This is a genomic window from Leptothoe kymatousa TAU-MAC 1615, from assembly GCF_018739865.1.
Lineage (GTDB): Bacteria > Cyanobacteriota > Cyanobacteriia > Phormidesmidales > Phormidesmidaceae > Leptothoe > Leptothoe kymatousa.
In genome coordinates, this window is the sequence record NZ_JADOER010000004.1 from 1156640 (window position 1) to 1171816 (window position 15177).

General features: G+C 51.2%; 10 protein-coding genes. 7 read left to right on the forward strand and 3 right to left on the reverse strand.

Annotation, left to right across the window (positions count from 1 at the left end):
• Positions 1–53 precede the first annotated feature (53 nt).
• The 6 genes from IXB28_RS07200 to IXB28_RS07225 all read left to right on the forward strand — a co-directional run bounded on the left by IXB28_RS07200 (position 54) and on the right by IXB28_RS07225 (position 8568).
• On the forward strand, positions 54–971 hold the full coding sequence (locus IXB28_RS07200; protein WP_215617844.1) for a response regulator: 918 nt from the start codon (positions 54–56) through the stop codon (positions 969–971).
• Positions 972–1048: 77 nt separating this feature from the next.
• Positions 1049–1420 (forward strand): response regulator, encoded by a 372-nt coding sequence (locus IXB28_RS07205; protein ID WP_215617845.1) that lies wholly within the window; start codon positions 1049–1051, stop codon positions 1418–1420.
• Complete coding sequence (locus IXB28_RS07210; protein WP_215617846.1) at positions 1417–1968, forward strand: chemotaxis protein CheW; 552 nt, start codon at positions 1417–1419, stop codon at positions 1966–1968. The genes IXB28_RS07205 and IXB28_RS07210 overlap by 4 nt, the downstream gene beginning before the upstream one ends.
• Before the next feature lie 74 nt (positions 1969–2042).
• Positions 2043–4829 carry a GAF domain-containing protein gene (locus IXB28_RS07215; RefSeq protein ID WP_246559646.1) on the forward strand — a complete coding sequence of 929 codons (2787 nt, stop codon included), beginning with the start codon at positions 2043–2045 and terminating at the stop codon, positions 4827–4829.
• 75 nt (positions 4830–4904) lie between these two features.
• Positions 4905–8033, forward strand: a complete 3129-nt coding sequence (locus IXB28_RS07220) for a hybrid sensor histidine kinase/response regulator (protein WP_215617848.1) — start codon at positions 4905–4907, stop codon at positions 8031–8033.
• Complete coding sequence (locus tag IXB28_RS07225; protein ID WP_215617849.1) at positions 8023–8568, forward strand: chemotaxis protein CheW; 546 nt, start codon at positions 8023–8025, stop codon at positions 8566–8568. Before IXB28_RS07220 ends, IXB28_RS07225 begins: the two co-directional genes overlap by 11 nt.
• Before the next feature lie 64 nt (positions 8569–8632).
• Here IXB28_RS07225 and IXB28_RS07230 read toward each other — a convergent pair whose 3' ends face one another.
• The gene (locus tag IXB28_RS07230; protein WP_215617850.1) at positions 8633–10654 is read right to left on the reverse strand and encodes a dynamin family protein; all 2022 of its coding nucleotides are present in this window, start codon (positions 10652–10654) and stop codon (positions 8633–8635) included.
• Between the two features lie 466 nt (positions 10655–11120).
• On the opposite strand from IXB28_RS07230, the gene IXB28_RS07235 reads away from it, so the two are divergent.
• The gene (locus IXB28_RS07235; RefSeq protein ID WP_215617851.1) at positions 11121–12425 is read left to right on the forward strand and encodes a DnaJ domain-containing protein; all 1305 of its coding nucleotides are present in this window, start codon (positions 11121–11123) and stop codon (positions 12423–12425) included.
• 7 nt (positions 12426–12432) lie between these two features.
• Here the strand turns inward: IXB28_RS07235 and IXB28_RS07240 are convergent, their stop codons facing one another.
• On the reverse strand, positions 12433–13689 hold the full coding sequence (locus tag IXB28_RS07240; RefSeq protein WP_215617852.1) for a hypothetical protein: 1257 nt from the start codon (positions 13687–13689) through the stop codon (positions 12433–12435).
• Positions 13690–13833: 144 nt separating this feature from the next.
• Positions 13834–15141 carry a hybrid sensor histidine kinase/response regulator gene (locus IXB28_RS07245; RefSeq protein ID WP_215617853.1) on the reverse strand — a complete coding sequence of 436 codons (1308 nt, stop codon included), beginning with the start codon at positions 15139–15141 and terminating at the stop codon, positions 13834–13836.
• Between the last annotated feature and the right edge of the window lie 36 nt (positions 15142–15177).

Sequence of the window (15177 nt, forward strand, 5' to 3'; positions counted from 1 at the left end):
GATCAAATCAGTCTGACTGAATTTTTTAGTTTTAGACTTTAAGCTATTTCCCAATGGTTAAAATATTATTGATTGAAAAAAAACAATCTGTCCACCACTCGTTGGGCCAGCAGCTTCGCCCCTATGGATATGAACTGTTGCTATCAACCGAAGGGGGTGACCAAGGGATTTTAATGGCCATTAAAGAGTCTCCAGATCTGATTTTGGTGGATTCAGACCTGTCAGTGATTGATGGTTGGCAGGTAATACAGATTCTTAAGGCCTCTACGGTCACTAAAGATATCCCGGTGATCGCCCTCATGTCGCCGACAGTGCAAGCCGATTGGCAAATGCTCCTAAAGTCAGACTGTGATGATTATTGTCTGAAGCCGGTGACCTTAATGTGTCTTTTGGGTAAATTGCAAAAGATGGCCGGAAACATACTTAAAAATTCGATTGATTTAAGGAGTATGGAAGGGTTGCTGTCTTCTCAGCCCGTTATTGCCCAGTCTGCGGGGGCATCGTCTGCGGCTAATGTGACGCCAGAGCGGCCTCGAAGGCAGATGTCATCAAAATCTTTGGTGGTTTACATTGAAGATCATCAAGCGGACAGTCAAGCCATGGCCCAAATTGTTCAGAGGGCAGGCTATGGCTACGCTAATATTGTCGATCCTCTTCATGCCTTGCCGCAGCTGTTGGAGTTAAAGCCCCAGCTGGTTTTTCTGGATTTGGTCATGCCGTTGGTGAATGGCTATGAGTTGTGTGCTCAAATTCGCCGTATTTCGGCATTCAAAGAAATGCCGATCATAATTGTGACTAATAATGATGGTATTGCCGATCGGGTGCGCTCTAAAGTTGTTGGGGCTTCGGGCTTTCTAGGTAAGCCGATTAGGGAGCATAAGGTTTCAAAGGTGTTGGAGAAATATTTGAGGCCACTGCAAAAAGCTGTCAAGAATGAGGTGTCTCCACCTAAATTCTCACCTTTATTCTAGGTGTGTAAGGTGTAGATTGTTCCCTTTGGCTGAATTCAGTAATTAGATCGATACCGTTTATTTGTATAGGAACTTTTATGGTAACTGCGTTAGTTGTGGAAGATAGCTTGACAGATCGAGAGCATTTAACAACCCATCTGCAAAATCTTAAGATCATGGTGGTTGGTGTGGAAAGTAGCGAGGAGGCGCTCTTTAAAATACAAGCTCTTAGGCCGGATGTCGTTTTTCTAGATGTGGTATTGCCCGGTCAAAGCGGATTTGAGCTTTGTCGCCATTTAAAGAGCGATCAGAAAACCCAGGATATTCCAGTGGTGATTTACTCTACTAAAGATACGGATGCGGATAGATTATGGGGCTCGATGTTGGGGGCAGATGCTTATTTGAGTAAGCCTGTTGATGCTGAGCAGCTGTCTCAAACTATTCAGAAAATCATTGGTGGAGCCCTATGAGTGGTGCGTGGCCAAGGGTAATCGGCGGTCAGTCGCGTTCCGATGAAGTCGTGCTTGAACTAGATCCCCTCGGATTGGAACCTATTCCAGAGGATACGCGCCAACGCTTTCTTCGATTTCAAACCTGTGCTGATGAAGCGACGTTGTTACCGTTAAAGGATATTGCAGCGGTTCTTCAGGTGACAATTGACGAATTGTTGCCGGTTCCCGATATGGCGACCTGGTTGTTGGGGGTGTGTAACTGGCGTGGGGAAATGCTGTGGCTAGTGGATGTGAATAGTCTGTTAGGTAAGGTGCCTTTATGGCATCAAAACCCCAGGTTAGAGACCATGATGGTCATTGTGATCCAGGCGGAGGAACGGTCGGTGGGTTTGGCCGTAGAGCAGGTGGATGATGTGGAACTGATTGATCCTGACAGGATTGTGCAGTCGGAAAAACTTGGTGCTGCGATTACGGATCCTATGGTGGCAGGGCATTTGCCAGAACATGGTGGAATTATTTTGGATGCCTTGCGATTGGTGGATCATTCGTTTCGCACGCTTTCTTAATTGTTATTGATTCTCTTATGTCAGCTTTTTCTACTAATTCTAATAATTTTGACCACAATCAAGGGGGTAACAATATGACTAATCCAGATCTTACGATTCCTGAAAACGACAATAATACGGTCTTGGTGACCGCATCAAACCTGACGCTATCTGCAGAAACAACTCTCGAACACCAGGAATTGCCTGAAGATACGCTGCGGCCCCTTAAGTTGGATTCGATTCCGTTTCCGCCTGGGCCGGGTAAGCGCCCCTTTGCGATCGCAAATCTAATGGCCCAGACCACCCACCTGGAGAACCTGTGCCAAATTACCGTCACCCAGCTACGCAAACATTTGGCGGTCGATCGAGCCCTAATCTATAAATTTACCTCTGAGGAACAAGGGAATATCATTGCCGAGTCCGTTGCCAGTGGCTATACCCCCTATCTGGGGGAATCTGTCGCGGCCCTGGCGTTTGGTGAAAATACCACCCAGGCCTATCAGCAACAGCCTTTTGTCACCATCGCTAACGTTACCGAAGACGCGACCACGCCCTACCAGCTGCAGCTATGTCAGCGTTTTCAAGTGCAGGCCTATGTGAGTTTGCCAATTTTCTTGGATGAGCGGCTGTGGGGGCTGTTGGTGGTGCAAAACTGTGCCGCACCTCGTCAATGGTCTGAGTCTGAAATTGCCTTCCTCTACCAGGTGGGGACTGAGTTTGCCCTAAAGCTCCATATCCATGAGCTGCGGTTGCAAAATCAACAGGAAGTGACGCGCGATCGCATCATTACCAGCGTTGTCAAAAATATTCGCACCCTATCGGATATCCAATCCATCTTCGAGACAACAGTTCAGGCAATTCGTCAATATCTAAACACTGATCGGGTGGCCGTATTTAAATTTTATCCAGGGAGCAACAACGGCAGCGGTGAAATTATTGCCGAAAGCGTGCGTAAAAACTTTGTCTCAGCCAAAGCCGTGCGGGTTGAAGACCACTGCTTTGATGAAGGCGGTAAGACCGATAACGACTATCGCCAGGGGGGCTACTGGGCCGCATCGGACATCTATACCGCCGGGCTGCCCGAATGCCACCTAAATACCCTCACCCAGTTTCAAGTGCGGGCAAATTTAGTGGTTCCCCTCCTCAAGAGTGGCAAGCTTTGGGGCCTATTTTGCATTCACCAGTGCGATGGTCCCCGCACCTGGCAAGATGCAGAGATCGCGTTTATTCGCAGAATCGCCGCCCGGCTTGATGTCGCGTTGCAGCAAACCACCTATCTAGAAGAGCTGCAGGAAAAAAATGACAAACTAAAAAAAATTGCCACCCAAGAGCGATTAATCACCCAAATTACCGAGCGCTTACGTCGCCAGGCCGATCTTCCCAACGCCCTAAAAACAGCAGTGCGAGATATTCGGCAGATGCTCAACGTGGGTCGAGTGGGCCTGTTCCAATTTGATCTAGCCACAAACTACAGCGTTGGTGAATTTGTGATCGAAGACGTGGATGCGGGGGTGGTGTCCGCCATGGCGACAAAGGTGAAGGATCACTGTTTTGCCGACGGCCAGACCGAAAACTACCGCAATGGCCGCAACTGGATTGTCCATGATATTCAAGAGCTCGATTTGCCCGATTGTTTGGTTGATTTACTCTCCCAGTTACAGGTGCGAGCGTCATTGGTCATTCCCTTGCTAAAAGGCGATATTCTTTGGGGGCTGTTCTGCGTCCACGAATGTCAGGGCCCTCGCCACTGGGATGCGGCTGAAATTGACTTTGTCCGACGCATTGGGCTGCAGCTAAATATTGCCCTGCAACAGGCGGACTATTTGAACCAGCTGCAGGAAAAAAATAAAACCCTGGAGGCGGTGGCAACCAAGGAGAAAGAATCCAAGGAGCGCTTGCAAAAGCAAGTTACCCAGCTACTGTCCGATGTATATCCTGCGTTGGAAGGCGATCTGACCGTACGGGCGCCGGTTACCGATACTGAAGTGGGTACCGTTGCCAGTGCCTATAACAACACCCTGCAAAGTCTGCAAAAAATTGTTCTTGAGGTAAAACAGGCCGCTGCGCAGGTGGGGCAAACCTCCAAACAGAGTGGTAATTCCATGACCTCCTTGAATCAGCAGGCTCAACGGCAAGTATTGTCCTTGGAGCAAACCCTGAAACGGGTGCAGGACATGATGAACTTAACTGAAGCCGTGGCCAACGATGCTCAACAGGTGGAAACGGCGGTGCAGCAGGCAAATCAAACGGTGCAGGTGGGGGATGCCGCCATGAATAATACCGTATCCAGTATTATGGCCATTCGGTCCACCGTAGCTGATACGAGCCAACGCATTAAGCGTTTGAGTGAATCGTCCCAGAAAATTTCTAAGGTGGTGAACCTCATTAGCCATTTTACGAACCAAACCCAGCTGTTATCTCTCAATGCGTCCATTGAGGCGACGCGCGCCGGAGAATACGGACGGGGGTTTGCGGTTGTGGCCGATGAAGTACGCTCTCTGGCACGTCAGTCGGCAGAAGCCGCCACTGAAATTGAGCAGCTGGTGCAAGAGATTCAAATGGGCACCGCAGAAGTCTCTACGGCCATGGAGACCGGTATTCAGCAGGTGGCAGAAGGTACGAACCTGGTGACGGATACGCGACAAAATCTGACGGCGATTGTGGAGGCCACAGGTCAAATTAGCTCGTTAATTCAAGGCATTAGCCACATTGCCCATCAACAGGTCTCAGAATTTAAAGATGTGACGGTGACGGTGAATGAAGTGACAGAAATTGCCAATCAAACATCCACCGAGTCTGAACAATTAACTGAGTCAATTCGTCAACTGTTGGCGACGGCCCAGGCCCTCCAGTCTAGTACAGATAAGTTTAAGGTTGCCTAGGGCGACAGCCCATAAACTCCCGACCCAGAGCCCTAACGGCACTCTCTCCTTTAACCATCTGTTTAAGCCTCACCCATGATCTCTGAGCCCGTGCCACCCCAGCCCGTCCCCCCCTATTTTTTACAGGAAGCGTCTGAACTCCTTCAGCAAATGGACAATGAGCTACAAACTCTGCGTCAGGACTTTGATGTGCAAAAAGTTCACACGCTGATGCGCATTGCCCATACCCTTAAGGGGGCGGCGGCCAGCGTTGGTTTAGATGCCATTAAAACCACCACCCACTCCCTTGAAGATGCCTTTAAGGCACTGTGTGTGCCAGGTGCTTCGTTGTCAGTGGTGGTGGAAGGGCTGATTTTTGATGCCTATGCCTGTTTGCAACTGCTGTTGTCAGCACAGTTTACCAATAGTCCCCTGGATGAGTCGGCCATCTTAGATCGGATGGCTGGTATTGTTGCTCAATTCCAGGAAAATTTAGGCGATCAGTTTGGTAATGATGGCTATTTGCCAACGTCAACTGAACTCGGGTTTGACATGACCCAGTCCATTTTTGAAATGGGCGTGGCCGAAAGGCTCGATGATTTAGACAAGCTACTGCAGCACCCCAAACCAGATACGTTGCTACCCTTTCTCCAGGCCCAGGCCGAGATCTTTTTTGGCTTAGCCGAGTCCCTCGGTTTGCCAGGCTTTGGTGACATTGCCCAAGCCACACAAGCGTCCCTAGAGCTTCACCCTGGCCAGGTGGTTGACATTGCCCAGGCGGCCCTGGCGGACTATCGGGCGGGGCAGGCCCAGGTGCTCAAGGGCGATCGCACCCAGGGGGGCGCACCAGGGTCTGTGCTGCAAACACTGCGGCAGGCCGCTGCCCCGCCGGCGGTGAACAAGTCTACCCTGGTTTATCAACAGCCAGAGGATAAACCCAATCGGGTGGGAAAATTATGGCAATTTCTCACTCGACCGATTCCCAGAACCCCCGAACTCCTCCATGGGAAAGAGTCTTCCCCTAGCCCGGGGGAGAGTTTGCCGTCCCCCCCTGCCATTAAGCCGATTTCGGTGCCAGTGCCTCATATTACGGCTGTGCCCCCATCTGTAGCGGCTAATCAGCGAGTCGTTGTGCCGCCTTCGGTGGCGGAGCCTGATGTGACTAAAGCTCAGGTGGAGGTGTCTGAAGCTCAGACTGAGGTGTCTGAATCCCAGGCTGAGGTATCTGAAGCTTACACTGAGGGGGCTGAATCCCAGACGGGAGTTTCCCAAGAACTGCCTCCGGTGGCCGGTCTAGAAACCCTGGGGGGGAACAAAGTTGTTCACCCCCACAATCTTCCCACCCTGCGGGTATCGGTTGAACATCTCGATCAGCTCAACTATATGGTTGGTGAGCTATTGACCCAGCAAAATCGCCAGGCCCTATACCACGATCAGCTGTCCGTGGGCCTCAAGGCGCTATCAGGGCGCCTCCAGCAACAGCAAAAATATTTGTATGAGTTACAGCGACGGACGATTCAAGATGCGCTAGCGCAAACACTCCACGGTCAGCGGTCTGGGGTGTCTGCCTACCAGTTTGACACCCTGGAGTTTGAGCAATACAACGAATTTCAACTGTTGATGCAGCCTGTGTTGGAAAATATGATTCAGCAGCAGGAGAGTTTTGAAGCGGTTGAACTGTTTGTGCGCCACAGTCAACAGCTATTGGCAAAACAACAGCGCTTTGTCGATGGGCTACGACATCGATTGTTGGATATTCGCATGCAACCCCTAGGGCCATTGCTACAACGATTTGAGCCAGTGGTGGCGCGGCTGTCGGGGCAATATAGAAAAGCGGTCGAACTGGCGATTGAGGGGGCTAACGTACGCATTGATAAGGCGATTGCCGACAAGCTTTATGATCCCCTACTACACTTGATGCGCAATGTGTTTTCCCATGGGATTGAGTCTCCTGAAATCCGCCAACAGCGCCATAAACCGGAGGTGGGGGCGATTCGGATTGAGGCCAGCCAGCAGGGGCGCTACTTGGTCATTAAGGTGATAGATGATGGCGGTGGCCTCGATCTGGAAGCGATTGGTAAAACAGCCCTGGAAAATCGTTTGATTTCACCCCAAAAGGCCACGGAATTGTCCATGGAAGAGATGGGCGAGCTGATTTTTGCACCGGGATTTTCCACCGCCGGTCACATTGATGATCTCTCGGGGCGAGGCATGGGGTTAAATGCGGTGCGATCGCAAATAGAAGCTTTAGGGGGGCATGTCAACGTTGCCTCCCAACCTCGTCAGGGCACCTGTTTTACCCTGAAGATCCCGATCAATTTAACGATTTCCAAGTTGCTGCTGTGCCAGTCAGGGGATAAATACTATGGGTTGATGACGGACACGGTGCAGCAGATTTTGATGCCAACGGCCAAGCAAATTAGCACCCGTGAGCGGGTCAAATTTTTGAGTTGGCGGTTTGAAGACCAAGACCGCCTTGTCCCGGTCATCGCCTTAACCGATGTGCTGAACTATCGGGCCAACTATCCCCCGTCCCCCCAGGCTGTTGTCCCTGACAAAACTACAGCCCTAAATCCCATTATTCTGATCCGTAACGAAGGGCAGTTTGTGGGATTGGAAGTCGACTATTTGCACGATGAGCAGGAACTGGCCATTCATCCCCTGGGCAAGGTGGTGGCCATCCCTGCCTATGTGTACGGCTGTAGCACATTGCCAGATGGTAAATTTACCCTGGTTTTAGACGGCACCCTACTAGTCCAGGAGATTTTGTCCAACCTCTCCCAGGCTGTGTTAGATATCTTTAATGTCCCTGGCGATACCATCCAACCGCCAGTGGTGGCCTCAGCCCAGAAGACAATTCTAATTGTTGATGATTCGATTACGGTGCGCAATACCCTGGCGGATACGTTGCAGAAAGCTGAGTATGGGGTGATTCAGGCAAAGGATGGTTCAGAGGCGCTCCAGCAGCTACAAAAAATTCAGGTGGATGCCATTCTGTGCGATCTCGAGATGCCGGGAATGAACGGGTTTGATTTTCTCAAGGTGCGTCAGGGAACGCCTGAACTGAATGCCATCCCAACAATTATGCTCACGTCCCGAGCTGGCGCTAAGCATAAAACCTTGGCTAAGGAACTGGGGGCTACGGACTATTTAACCAAACCCTATTTGGCACCCCAGCTGCTGGCCAAGCTGTCAGCGGCGCTGGGGGGGGCCCATGAACCATAAAACAATTCCGAGGGGCAGCACCGCCGGTCCGGCCTATAGTGAGAGATATGTGAGCATGAAGAGTCAGCGTGAGCCAGAGAAATATATTATTTTCCAGGTTGCCAGCTACTGGTATGTGTTACCAGTGACGGAGATTTTGAAAATTGTAAACTGTCCTTCTCCTAGCCAGGGTGGCATGGTGGATTTAGGCATGGTGCAGTTGGGCCCCCATACGGTGCAGCTGTTGAACCTACATCGGCTCTTGGACATAAATAGCAGTGCGGCGGCCACCTACGGTTTCTTAGTCGTTTTAAGGACTCAATCAGGTCTGTGGGGAATTCCCCTCGAGCAGACCCCTGACCTGATTGAATTGTCTCCGGTGACATTAAAACCAGTTGCCTTAGGCGGAGAACGGTTCCAAAGTTCTGCCATTAGCCATGTGGGGCTGCTGGAGGAACAGGCCGGTCAGCGCACGCTGTTGCGGTTGGATGTGAATGCCCTGGTACAGCAGCAAAATGGAGCGCTTCCAAAACAGGCCGCGCCAATAGAATCCTAGGGCGTGCCGTGGGGCGTGCCGCGGCGGCTGTGCTTGATTCAGCCCCCAGATCACCATTCTGCAATCAGATCATTGTTTGTAAACGGGCTAGACCTGTTTGGATATTTTCTTCTAGGGTCTTAAGCTGTTCGATGCTCTGTTCTCGATTGATTTCGTTTTGCTGTTTCTTTTCTATGAGGCTGCTAAGTTCTAGACGTCGGGCCGCAATATCGCCGCTAATGCGCTCAATCGCGCGTTCTTCGTAGGTGTTGAAACAGTCTTTGACTGCTTTATAAATGGGCTGCCATTGGTCTGCTGCAATTTGGGGCAGATGTTTGGCAAACTCTTTGCGGGTGGCTTTAATAAACTCTTGGCGAACAAATTCTGCTTGGGCTGCTAAAATTCCACCCCCGGCGGCAATGACCCCCACAATATTTAAGAACAAGCTGCTAAACAGCAGGCCTAAAATCTGGAGGGCAATGACGATACACACATAGCTGACGGCCATTTGTAAAACAGACTGCCAAAAATGGTTGAAGGGTTGAACCGCGTCATTGAGGGTGTCGGGAATCTCATCAAAGAGGTCGCGAATGTTGTCGATCCAGGGGCGGGCGTCTTCTGGTGCATCGGTGCTGGGGGCATAGAATTTTCTGCCCATGATTTTTTCGTGGATAACTTCTACCACTTCTGCGTAGGCTACCTGGTATTCGGCGGCACTTTCGTTGAGTTCGTCGAAGGCTTGGCCAATTTTCTGTTTGGCGGTAAATTCCCAGGCGGCCAGCCGATCGTTGATGTAGCGTTCGAAGGCGCGCTTAAACTCTTTGTAAAAATCGTCGCGCTGGTTTTCGTCGAGAAAACTGAGGAAGTCAAGATCGGGTTGGGACGCTACAAAATCGGTTTCGAAGGTGGTTTCTAGGTTGAGGATATAGGTTTTAAACGAATCGGCGATGGCTTTAGCGGTGAGGTCGCAGCGTCCCCGAATTAGTTGTCGATAGTTGTCGCGAATCTTTTCTAGTTTGCCAAATTCACTTTCCACCGATGTTAATCGCTGCTGGAGTTCGCCCAGATCTTCATCTAATAGGGGAATGCGTCGGGCTACGGTTTCTTGCACCGCGCTATAGGCTCGGTGGGCTAGCTGGGCGGCGCGCTTGAGCTCAGCTTGACCCCGCTGCTGGGTGAGGAAGGCGTCCAATGCCCCCATAAATGTGTCCACACCACTGCCTGCGAAAGAGCCCTGTTTGCGCTGTTGACGCAGGGCGGTGAGGGCTGAAATTTCGAACCAGGCGGTATCTGTCGGTAAACTTTGGCTAAATACCTGTCGCTGTCGATTTTCGGCCTGTTGCAGTGCTGTGGCATCGTCTGGATTTACCAGGCTGCCCCGAATTCGATCCCAGCCATTGATGACATAAAAACATTCTAGATCGCGGCTTTGGATGTGGTTGCGCAGGTAGCGCCGCTCATCTAGGGTGATGGGCTGCATGGCATCCATGACAAATACCACGGCCTGGGCCTCGTTCAAATAGGTCAACACCTGTTGATTGCGGGTTTCGGTGTCGTTTAAACCTGGGGTATCAACAATTTCTAGCCCCGATGCCAGTAGGGGCGACGGACATTCAATCACCACGTGGCTAATGTCGGGAAAGGCATTAGTGTCTAGCTGGCGGGCTTCGTCGGGAGAGATGGTGTACTTGGTTTTGAATGTTTCAAAGTCAATGGTCGCAGGGGGGTGGTCGTTGTTGTAATGGAGGGTGACTTGCCGTTCTAGCCCATGGCGAACCAAACTGATCAGGGCGGTGCAGGGATTGACATCACTGGGCAGTAAGGCCTCTCCCAATAGGGCATTAATGAGGGTACTTTTACCCCGTTTCATTTCTCCGAGCACAACGATGCGATAGGTGCCCTGCTCGAGCTGTTGGGCCGTGCTTTGGAGGGTGCGGATATGGCGGGTTAATCCCAGTTGCCCCGATTGCTCATGGGTTTCGGCGCGGTCCATGGCGATCGCAATTTGGCTCAAAACCTGAGCGGCCTGCTGACGGTTTTGGAGAAGATGGTCAAGGCTTGTGGCCGGGTTAGGAAAAGAGCCGTTTGCTGCCGGAGGGGTAACCATAGAATGTAGACTGAAGTTTGCCGTTGTTAAGGTAGAGGTTGAATCTATCAGGTGCGGCTCAAAAGTATTTTGATGAATTTTGAGGACTTGCCACCCTGATCTTTTACTCTCTACAGTCCAGTGTGCCTCAATTCCTTAGAACCGTGATCACTCTGCCGAGGAATACCTCTTGTCCTCATTAATTGGGGGGATATGTCAGGATTTAAAAAAGTAAGCGAATCTACTGACTGATTGGCTTTAAGGTGAATAATGCAACAGAGTTCGCCGTTGCCGGACTCAAGTTTGCTATGAGAAGCGTCCCGATGGTCAGGCGCTCCCATTCTGGGGCTGGCTCTCTAACCAGGCTGATGAGCCATCACCTCTGTGGTGATGGGAGCCCATGGGCATTTTTAGCCCATGGAGAAATGACTACAATAAGGACATTCGTAAGCATAGTTTCTCTACTGTCCTACTGGTTGGGTTGTTTATGGCCACTGCTGATGATTACTATGAGCGGTTACAGGTATCCCCTGATGCGAGTCAAGCAGAAATCAAAGCGGCATTTCGCCGCCTGGCTCGGCGCTATCATCCTGACTTAAATCCCAACGACCCTCGAGCCCTGGAAAAATTTCGAGCGCTGCACGAAGCCTATGAGGTTTTGACCGATCGGGTCCAGCGGCAGCTCTATGACCGTACGGGCACAACCGGCTATAACGAAACCCGTCCCCAAACGGCCCATGACTTTTATTTGCGGGGGATTCAACATGCGCTGGAGCGGCAGTATAAAACGGCCCTGGCAGATTTTGATCGGGCGATTGAACTCCAGCCGGAGTTGGCGGAGGCCTATTTGCGGCGGGCCCAGGTGCGCTATGTGCTCAACGACGATGCTGGGGTGCTGGCGGACTGTCAACGGCTGCTGCACTTTCCTAAAAAATTGTCCCAAACCCACTATTATTTAGGGCTGGCGCGTTATCGCCTGGGCTACACCGAGAGTGCCCTGGCGGCATTTTCGGCAGCCATTGCCCAGGAGCCTGACGATCCCGATGCTTATTTTCAGCGGGGGGTGGCCTATGAGGATGTGCAGGAGTGGAACCAGGCGGCCAATGACTTCCAGACGGCGTCTATGCACTATCAGGCCCAGGGGAATTTAGAGGGCTACCACCGCAGCTGCGATCGCATTCACGCCCTCCGCAAACATCGCCGCTTTAAGCTCAAGACCCGGTCGCGGGTGATGCACCGTTGGCACCTATGGGAGCAGGCCAACCGATTGCTGTTTGGCTTGTTGGGCAACCCCGCCGAGGAACTTACGGCGCTCTACAGTCGGCTCACCCAGCGCCAGGTGCTCCACATGGGCTGCATTTTGGCCGCCTTTGGTCTGGGGGGCTTTACCTTGGGGGGCTATGTGCTGCGATTTGCGGCCAATGCCAGCGATGGCGTTGCCCTGGCCGGGCTGTGGCTATCGGGCTGTGCCGTATTTTTAAGTCTAATTATTACCCTAGCGGCCTCTCGACTGTGGCTACGGCGCCACGGCAGCTGGGCCAGCGACACCTTTATTGCCGGTGCCACCCTGCTGCCCATGGGTATCTTTGTGCTGATCAGCCCTGTGGTGTTAGTGATTCCGTGGCTATGGCTGTTTCTGCTATGTATTGCGATGCACCACACATTTTTAACCCTTTACAGTGGCTGCCACCAGATTCACCACTTTTCTGAGGCCGTCGCCACCTGGCTAACGCCGAGCCTATTGTTTCTTAGCCTCAGCGTCGGCTACGGATTGTGGACCACCTGGCTATAGCCCGGCTCTACGGGGTGGGGGGCACCATCACTTCAAAGTGAATGTGGTTATCGTGGCCAGCGGCTCGACTGCAAAGCCTTTGATTGATTAACACCGGGTCATTAAAGTACAGCGTGCTTTTATTCACCCAGGGCTGAGCCCTTAGGGCTTCCAGCACGGCCTTGGTGGCGGGCCGGTCGTACCGCCGATCGCTCCAGGTAATGCCGCCAAAATCTCCGTCTAGCCTTGGCAGGGCCAGGTCGCCAGCGTTGCCTGTTTCATGGCCAGCATGGTCGATGGTATCGCCGCCTTGGGGCAGACTGACATCGTTCACGGCAATGGGGGCAATGCCCTCGCGATTTTTGCGATAGGCCAGTTCATAGTGAATGCCGGCGGCTTTAATCACATTACTCATCCAGTCGATGCCGTAGTCGTGTTTATCCCAGGGCTGATCGATCACTTCGAGGTTGTAAAATCCCACCCCTCGGCTGGGCATGAGCATCCATTGGGGCGCGTTAGCGGCTTCTAAAAACCGCTGGGTGCGACCGTTCACATCGATGCGGCCATCGACTCCCCTAACGGCGGTTCTACCGGAAATGATGGACTGGAACAGCCGAATAGTCTGAACAAAGGTTTCGTAGTTTTTGTTGGCAAACGTATACCCTAGGGCAATCAAACGTTCCTGTACTTTTCTGACATCGCTGGCGCGGTTGCTCCCTCCGGAACCGACGCTGCCCCCTAGGTTGAGTTTTGTCCCACCGGGATGGTCTTCGATGTAAGGGGTGAGGGTGAGGGTGGCAACATCGCTGGCGTCTCCTGCAACCACTTTGAGGTTACGCACCTGGGGTTTAGGCACCGCAATAAAGACAGACTGGACCAGCCACTGTTGGTTGTCATTGATGGTGGTTTTTGCGGCGGGGCTGGAACTGTTGTCGATGTAAAGTTCTACGGTTTTGCCCACTAGGGATGTACTGGCAGTGCCCGCCACCTGATAGGGCTGGTAAATTTTGACCTGACTGGGGCTTTTGGTGATGGTGATTCCCTGGCTGAGGGGCGGGGCGGGCGGCGGCGGCAGGGGCTGGGGTTCGCTGACCCCTGTGCCTACGGAGACTAGGAAAAATCCTGGGGGTTCTTTGCTATTGAGCCAGGTTTTTAGCTGCCCAGTTCTAAAAAAAGTTTCACCCTCCACCTGGCCCGTGTGGGCCGTTTTATCTATTTTCTGAAGGTAATAGGCACCGTCCATTAGATAAATGGCTTTGTCGGTTTCCTTAATCCAAGTCCCCATGAGTCCTCCAAACGATACGGGTAGATGTGGGCTAACTAGAGCATTGCTGAGATCCTTGCATGGTAGCGGATGTTGATGCTTGCTGGGGGGTAGATATTTATATCTTTTATTCTTCTGGGAGATAGTTTTTTCTTTGGCGTTGCCCTAGTTGAGGGAAAGGGGAATTTCAAGGAAAAATTGGGTGCCCGGTTCGTCTGGATTGGGCTCGCACCAGATCTTGCCTCGGTGGGTTTCGGCAATGATTTTGTAGCAGATGGCCAGCCCCATGCCCGTGCCCTGGCCGACATCCTTGGTGGTGAAAAATGGATCGAAAATGTGCGATCGCACATTTTCCGGAATACCCGTTCCATTATCCATAACCCGCATCATAAAGCGATCGTCCCGCACCGCCGTGGAAATCATGACCATCCCCGGGTCTGCATTGGCCGCAGACAAACTGCGGTGGGTATCTCGCTCGTTAATCGCCTCAATGGCATTGCTCAACAGATGCATAAATACCTGGTTGAGTTGTCCTGGATAACATTCAATCGCGGGGATGGGGCGATAATCTTTCACAACCCGGATGTTGGGATAGTCGTTGTTGCGCTGTAGGCGATTGTCCAAGACATTCAGGGTGCTATCTATTCCTTCATGGATATTCGTCGGTTTGATCTGGGCTTCATCCAGTCGCGAGAAAATCCGCAAATAAGAGACAATCTCACAAATGCGACTGGTGCCAATGCTCATGGACGTTAAAATCTTAACCAGATCTTTCTCAAGATAGGCCAGATCAATGGACTCCATTTTGTCTAAAATCTCTTTTGGCGGGTTGAGAATATGTTTTTGATAGAGCGATACAAGCCCTAATAAATCTTCCACATAGCATTCAGCATGTTGCAGATTGCCATGGATAAAATTAACAGGATTATTGATTTCGTGGGCGATGCCGGCTACCAGTCGACCCAGGCTCGACATTTTCTCATTATGTACCAGTTGAGTTTGGGTTCTCTTTAGCTCATCGAGTGTTTGGGATAATTCGTTCGCTGTTTGTTTTCTCTCAGCAATTTCATTTTGTAATTTCTGCTGTGTTTTTCGTAGTGCCAAATGTACCTTGATACGAGCTAAAACCTCTTCGGTATGAATGGGTTTAGTAATATAGTCAACGGCACCACTGCTGAGACCTTTTACCTTATTAACCTCATCGGTTAGGGCGGTCATAAAGATAATAGGAATATGCTCGGTTCGAGTGTTCTGTTTGAGTATTTCACACACATCAAATCCGTTCATCTCCGGCATCATGATGTCCAACAAAATTAGATCGGGGACAATCTTGTTGAGCTTTTTGAAGGCACTTTTGCCACTTTTGGCAATGGAAACCTTATAGTTTTCGGTCTGTAAAACGTCATGCAGTAGCTTAATATTAGTGGGAATATCATCTACAATTAGAATCTCATTTTTCTGGGTGCTCAACATGATTTAGCGATATCCAGAGATGCCCTGACAATTACC

Excerpts from the sequence above, each read along its gene's own strand:
- IXB28_RS07235 (WP_215617851.1), top strand. The coding sequence starts at position 11,121 with ATGGCCACTGCTGATGATTACTATGAGCGGTTACAGGTATCCCCTGAT.
- IXB28_RS07205 (WP_215617845.1), top strand. The coding sequence starts at position 1,049 with ATGGTAACTGCGTTAGTTGTGGAAGATAGCTTGACAGATCGAGAGCAT.
- IXB28_RS07225 (WP_215617849.1), top strand. The coding sequence starts at position 8,023 with ATGAACCATAAAACAATTCCGAGGGGCAGCACCGCCGGTCCGGCCTAT.
- IXB28_RS07240 (WP_215617852.1), bottom strand. The coding sequence starts at position 13,689 with ATGGGGACTTGGATTAAGGAAACCGACAAAGCCATTTATCTAATGGAC.
- IXB28_RS07200 (WP_215617844.1), top strand. The coding sequence starts at position 54 with ATGGTTAAAATATTATTGATTGAAAAAAAACAATCTGTCCACCACTCG.
- IXB28_RS07220 (WP_215617848.1), top strand. The coding sequence starts at position 4,905 with ATGATCTCTGAGCCCGTGCCACCCCAGCCCGTCCCCCCCTATTTTTTA.
- IXB28_RS07245 (WP_215617853.1), bottom strand. The coding sequence starts at position 15,141 with ATGTTGAGCACCCAGAAAAATGAGATTCTAATTGTAGATGATATTCCC.
- IXB28_RS07230 (WP_215617850.1), bottom strand. The coding sequence starts at position 10,654 with ATGGTTACCCCTCCGGCAGCAAACGGCTCTTTTCCTAACCCGGCCACA.
- IXB28_RS07210 (WP_215617846.1), top strand. The coding sequence starts at position 1,417 with ATGAGTGGTGCGTGGCCAAGGGTAATCGGCGGTCAGTCGCGTTCCGAT.
- IXB28_RS07215 (WP_246559646.1), top strand. The coding sequence starts at position 2,043 with ATGACTAATCCAGATCTTACGATTCCTGAAAACGACAATAATACGGTC.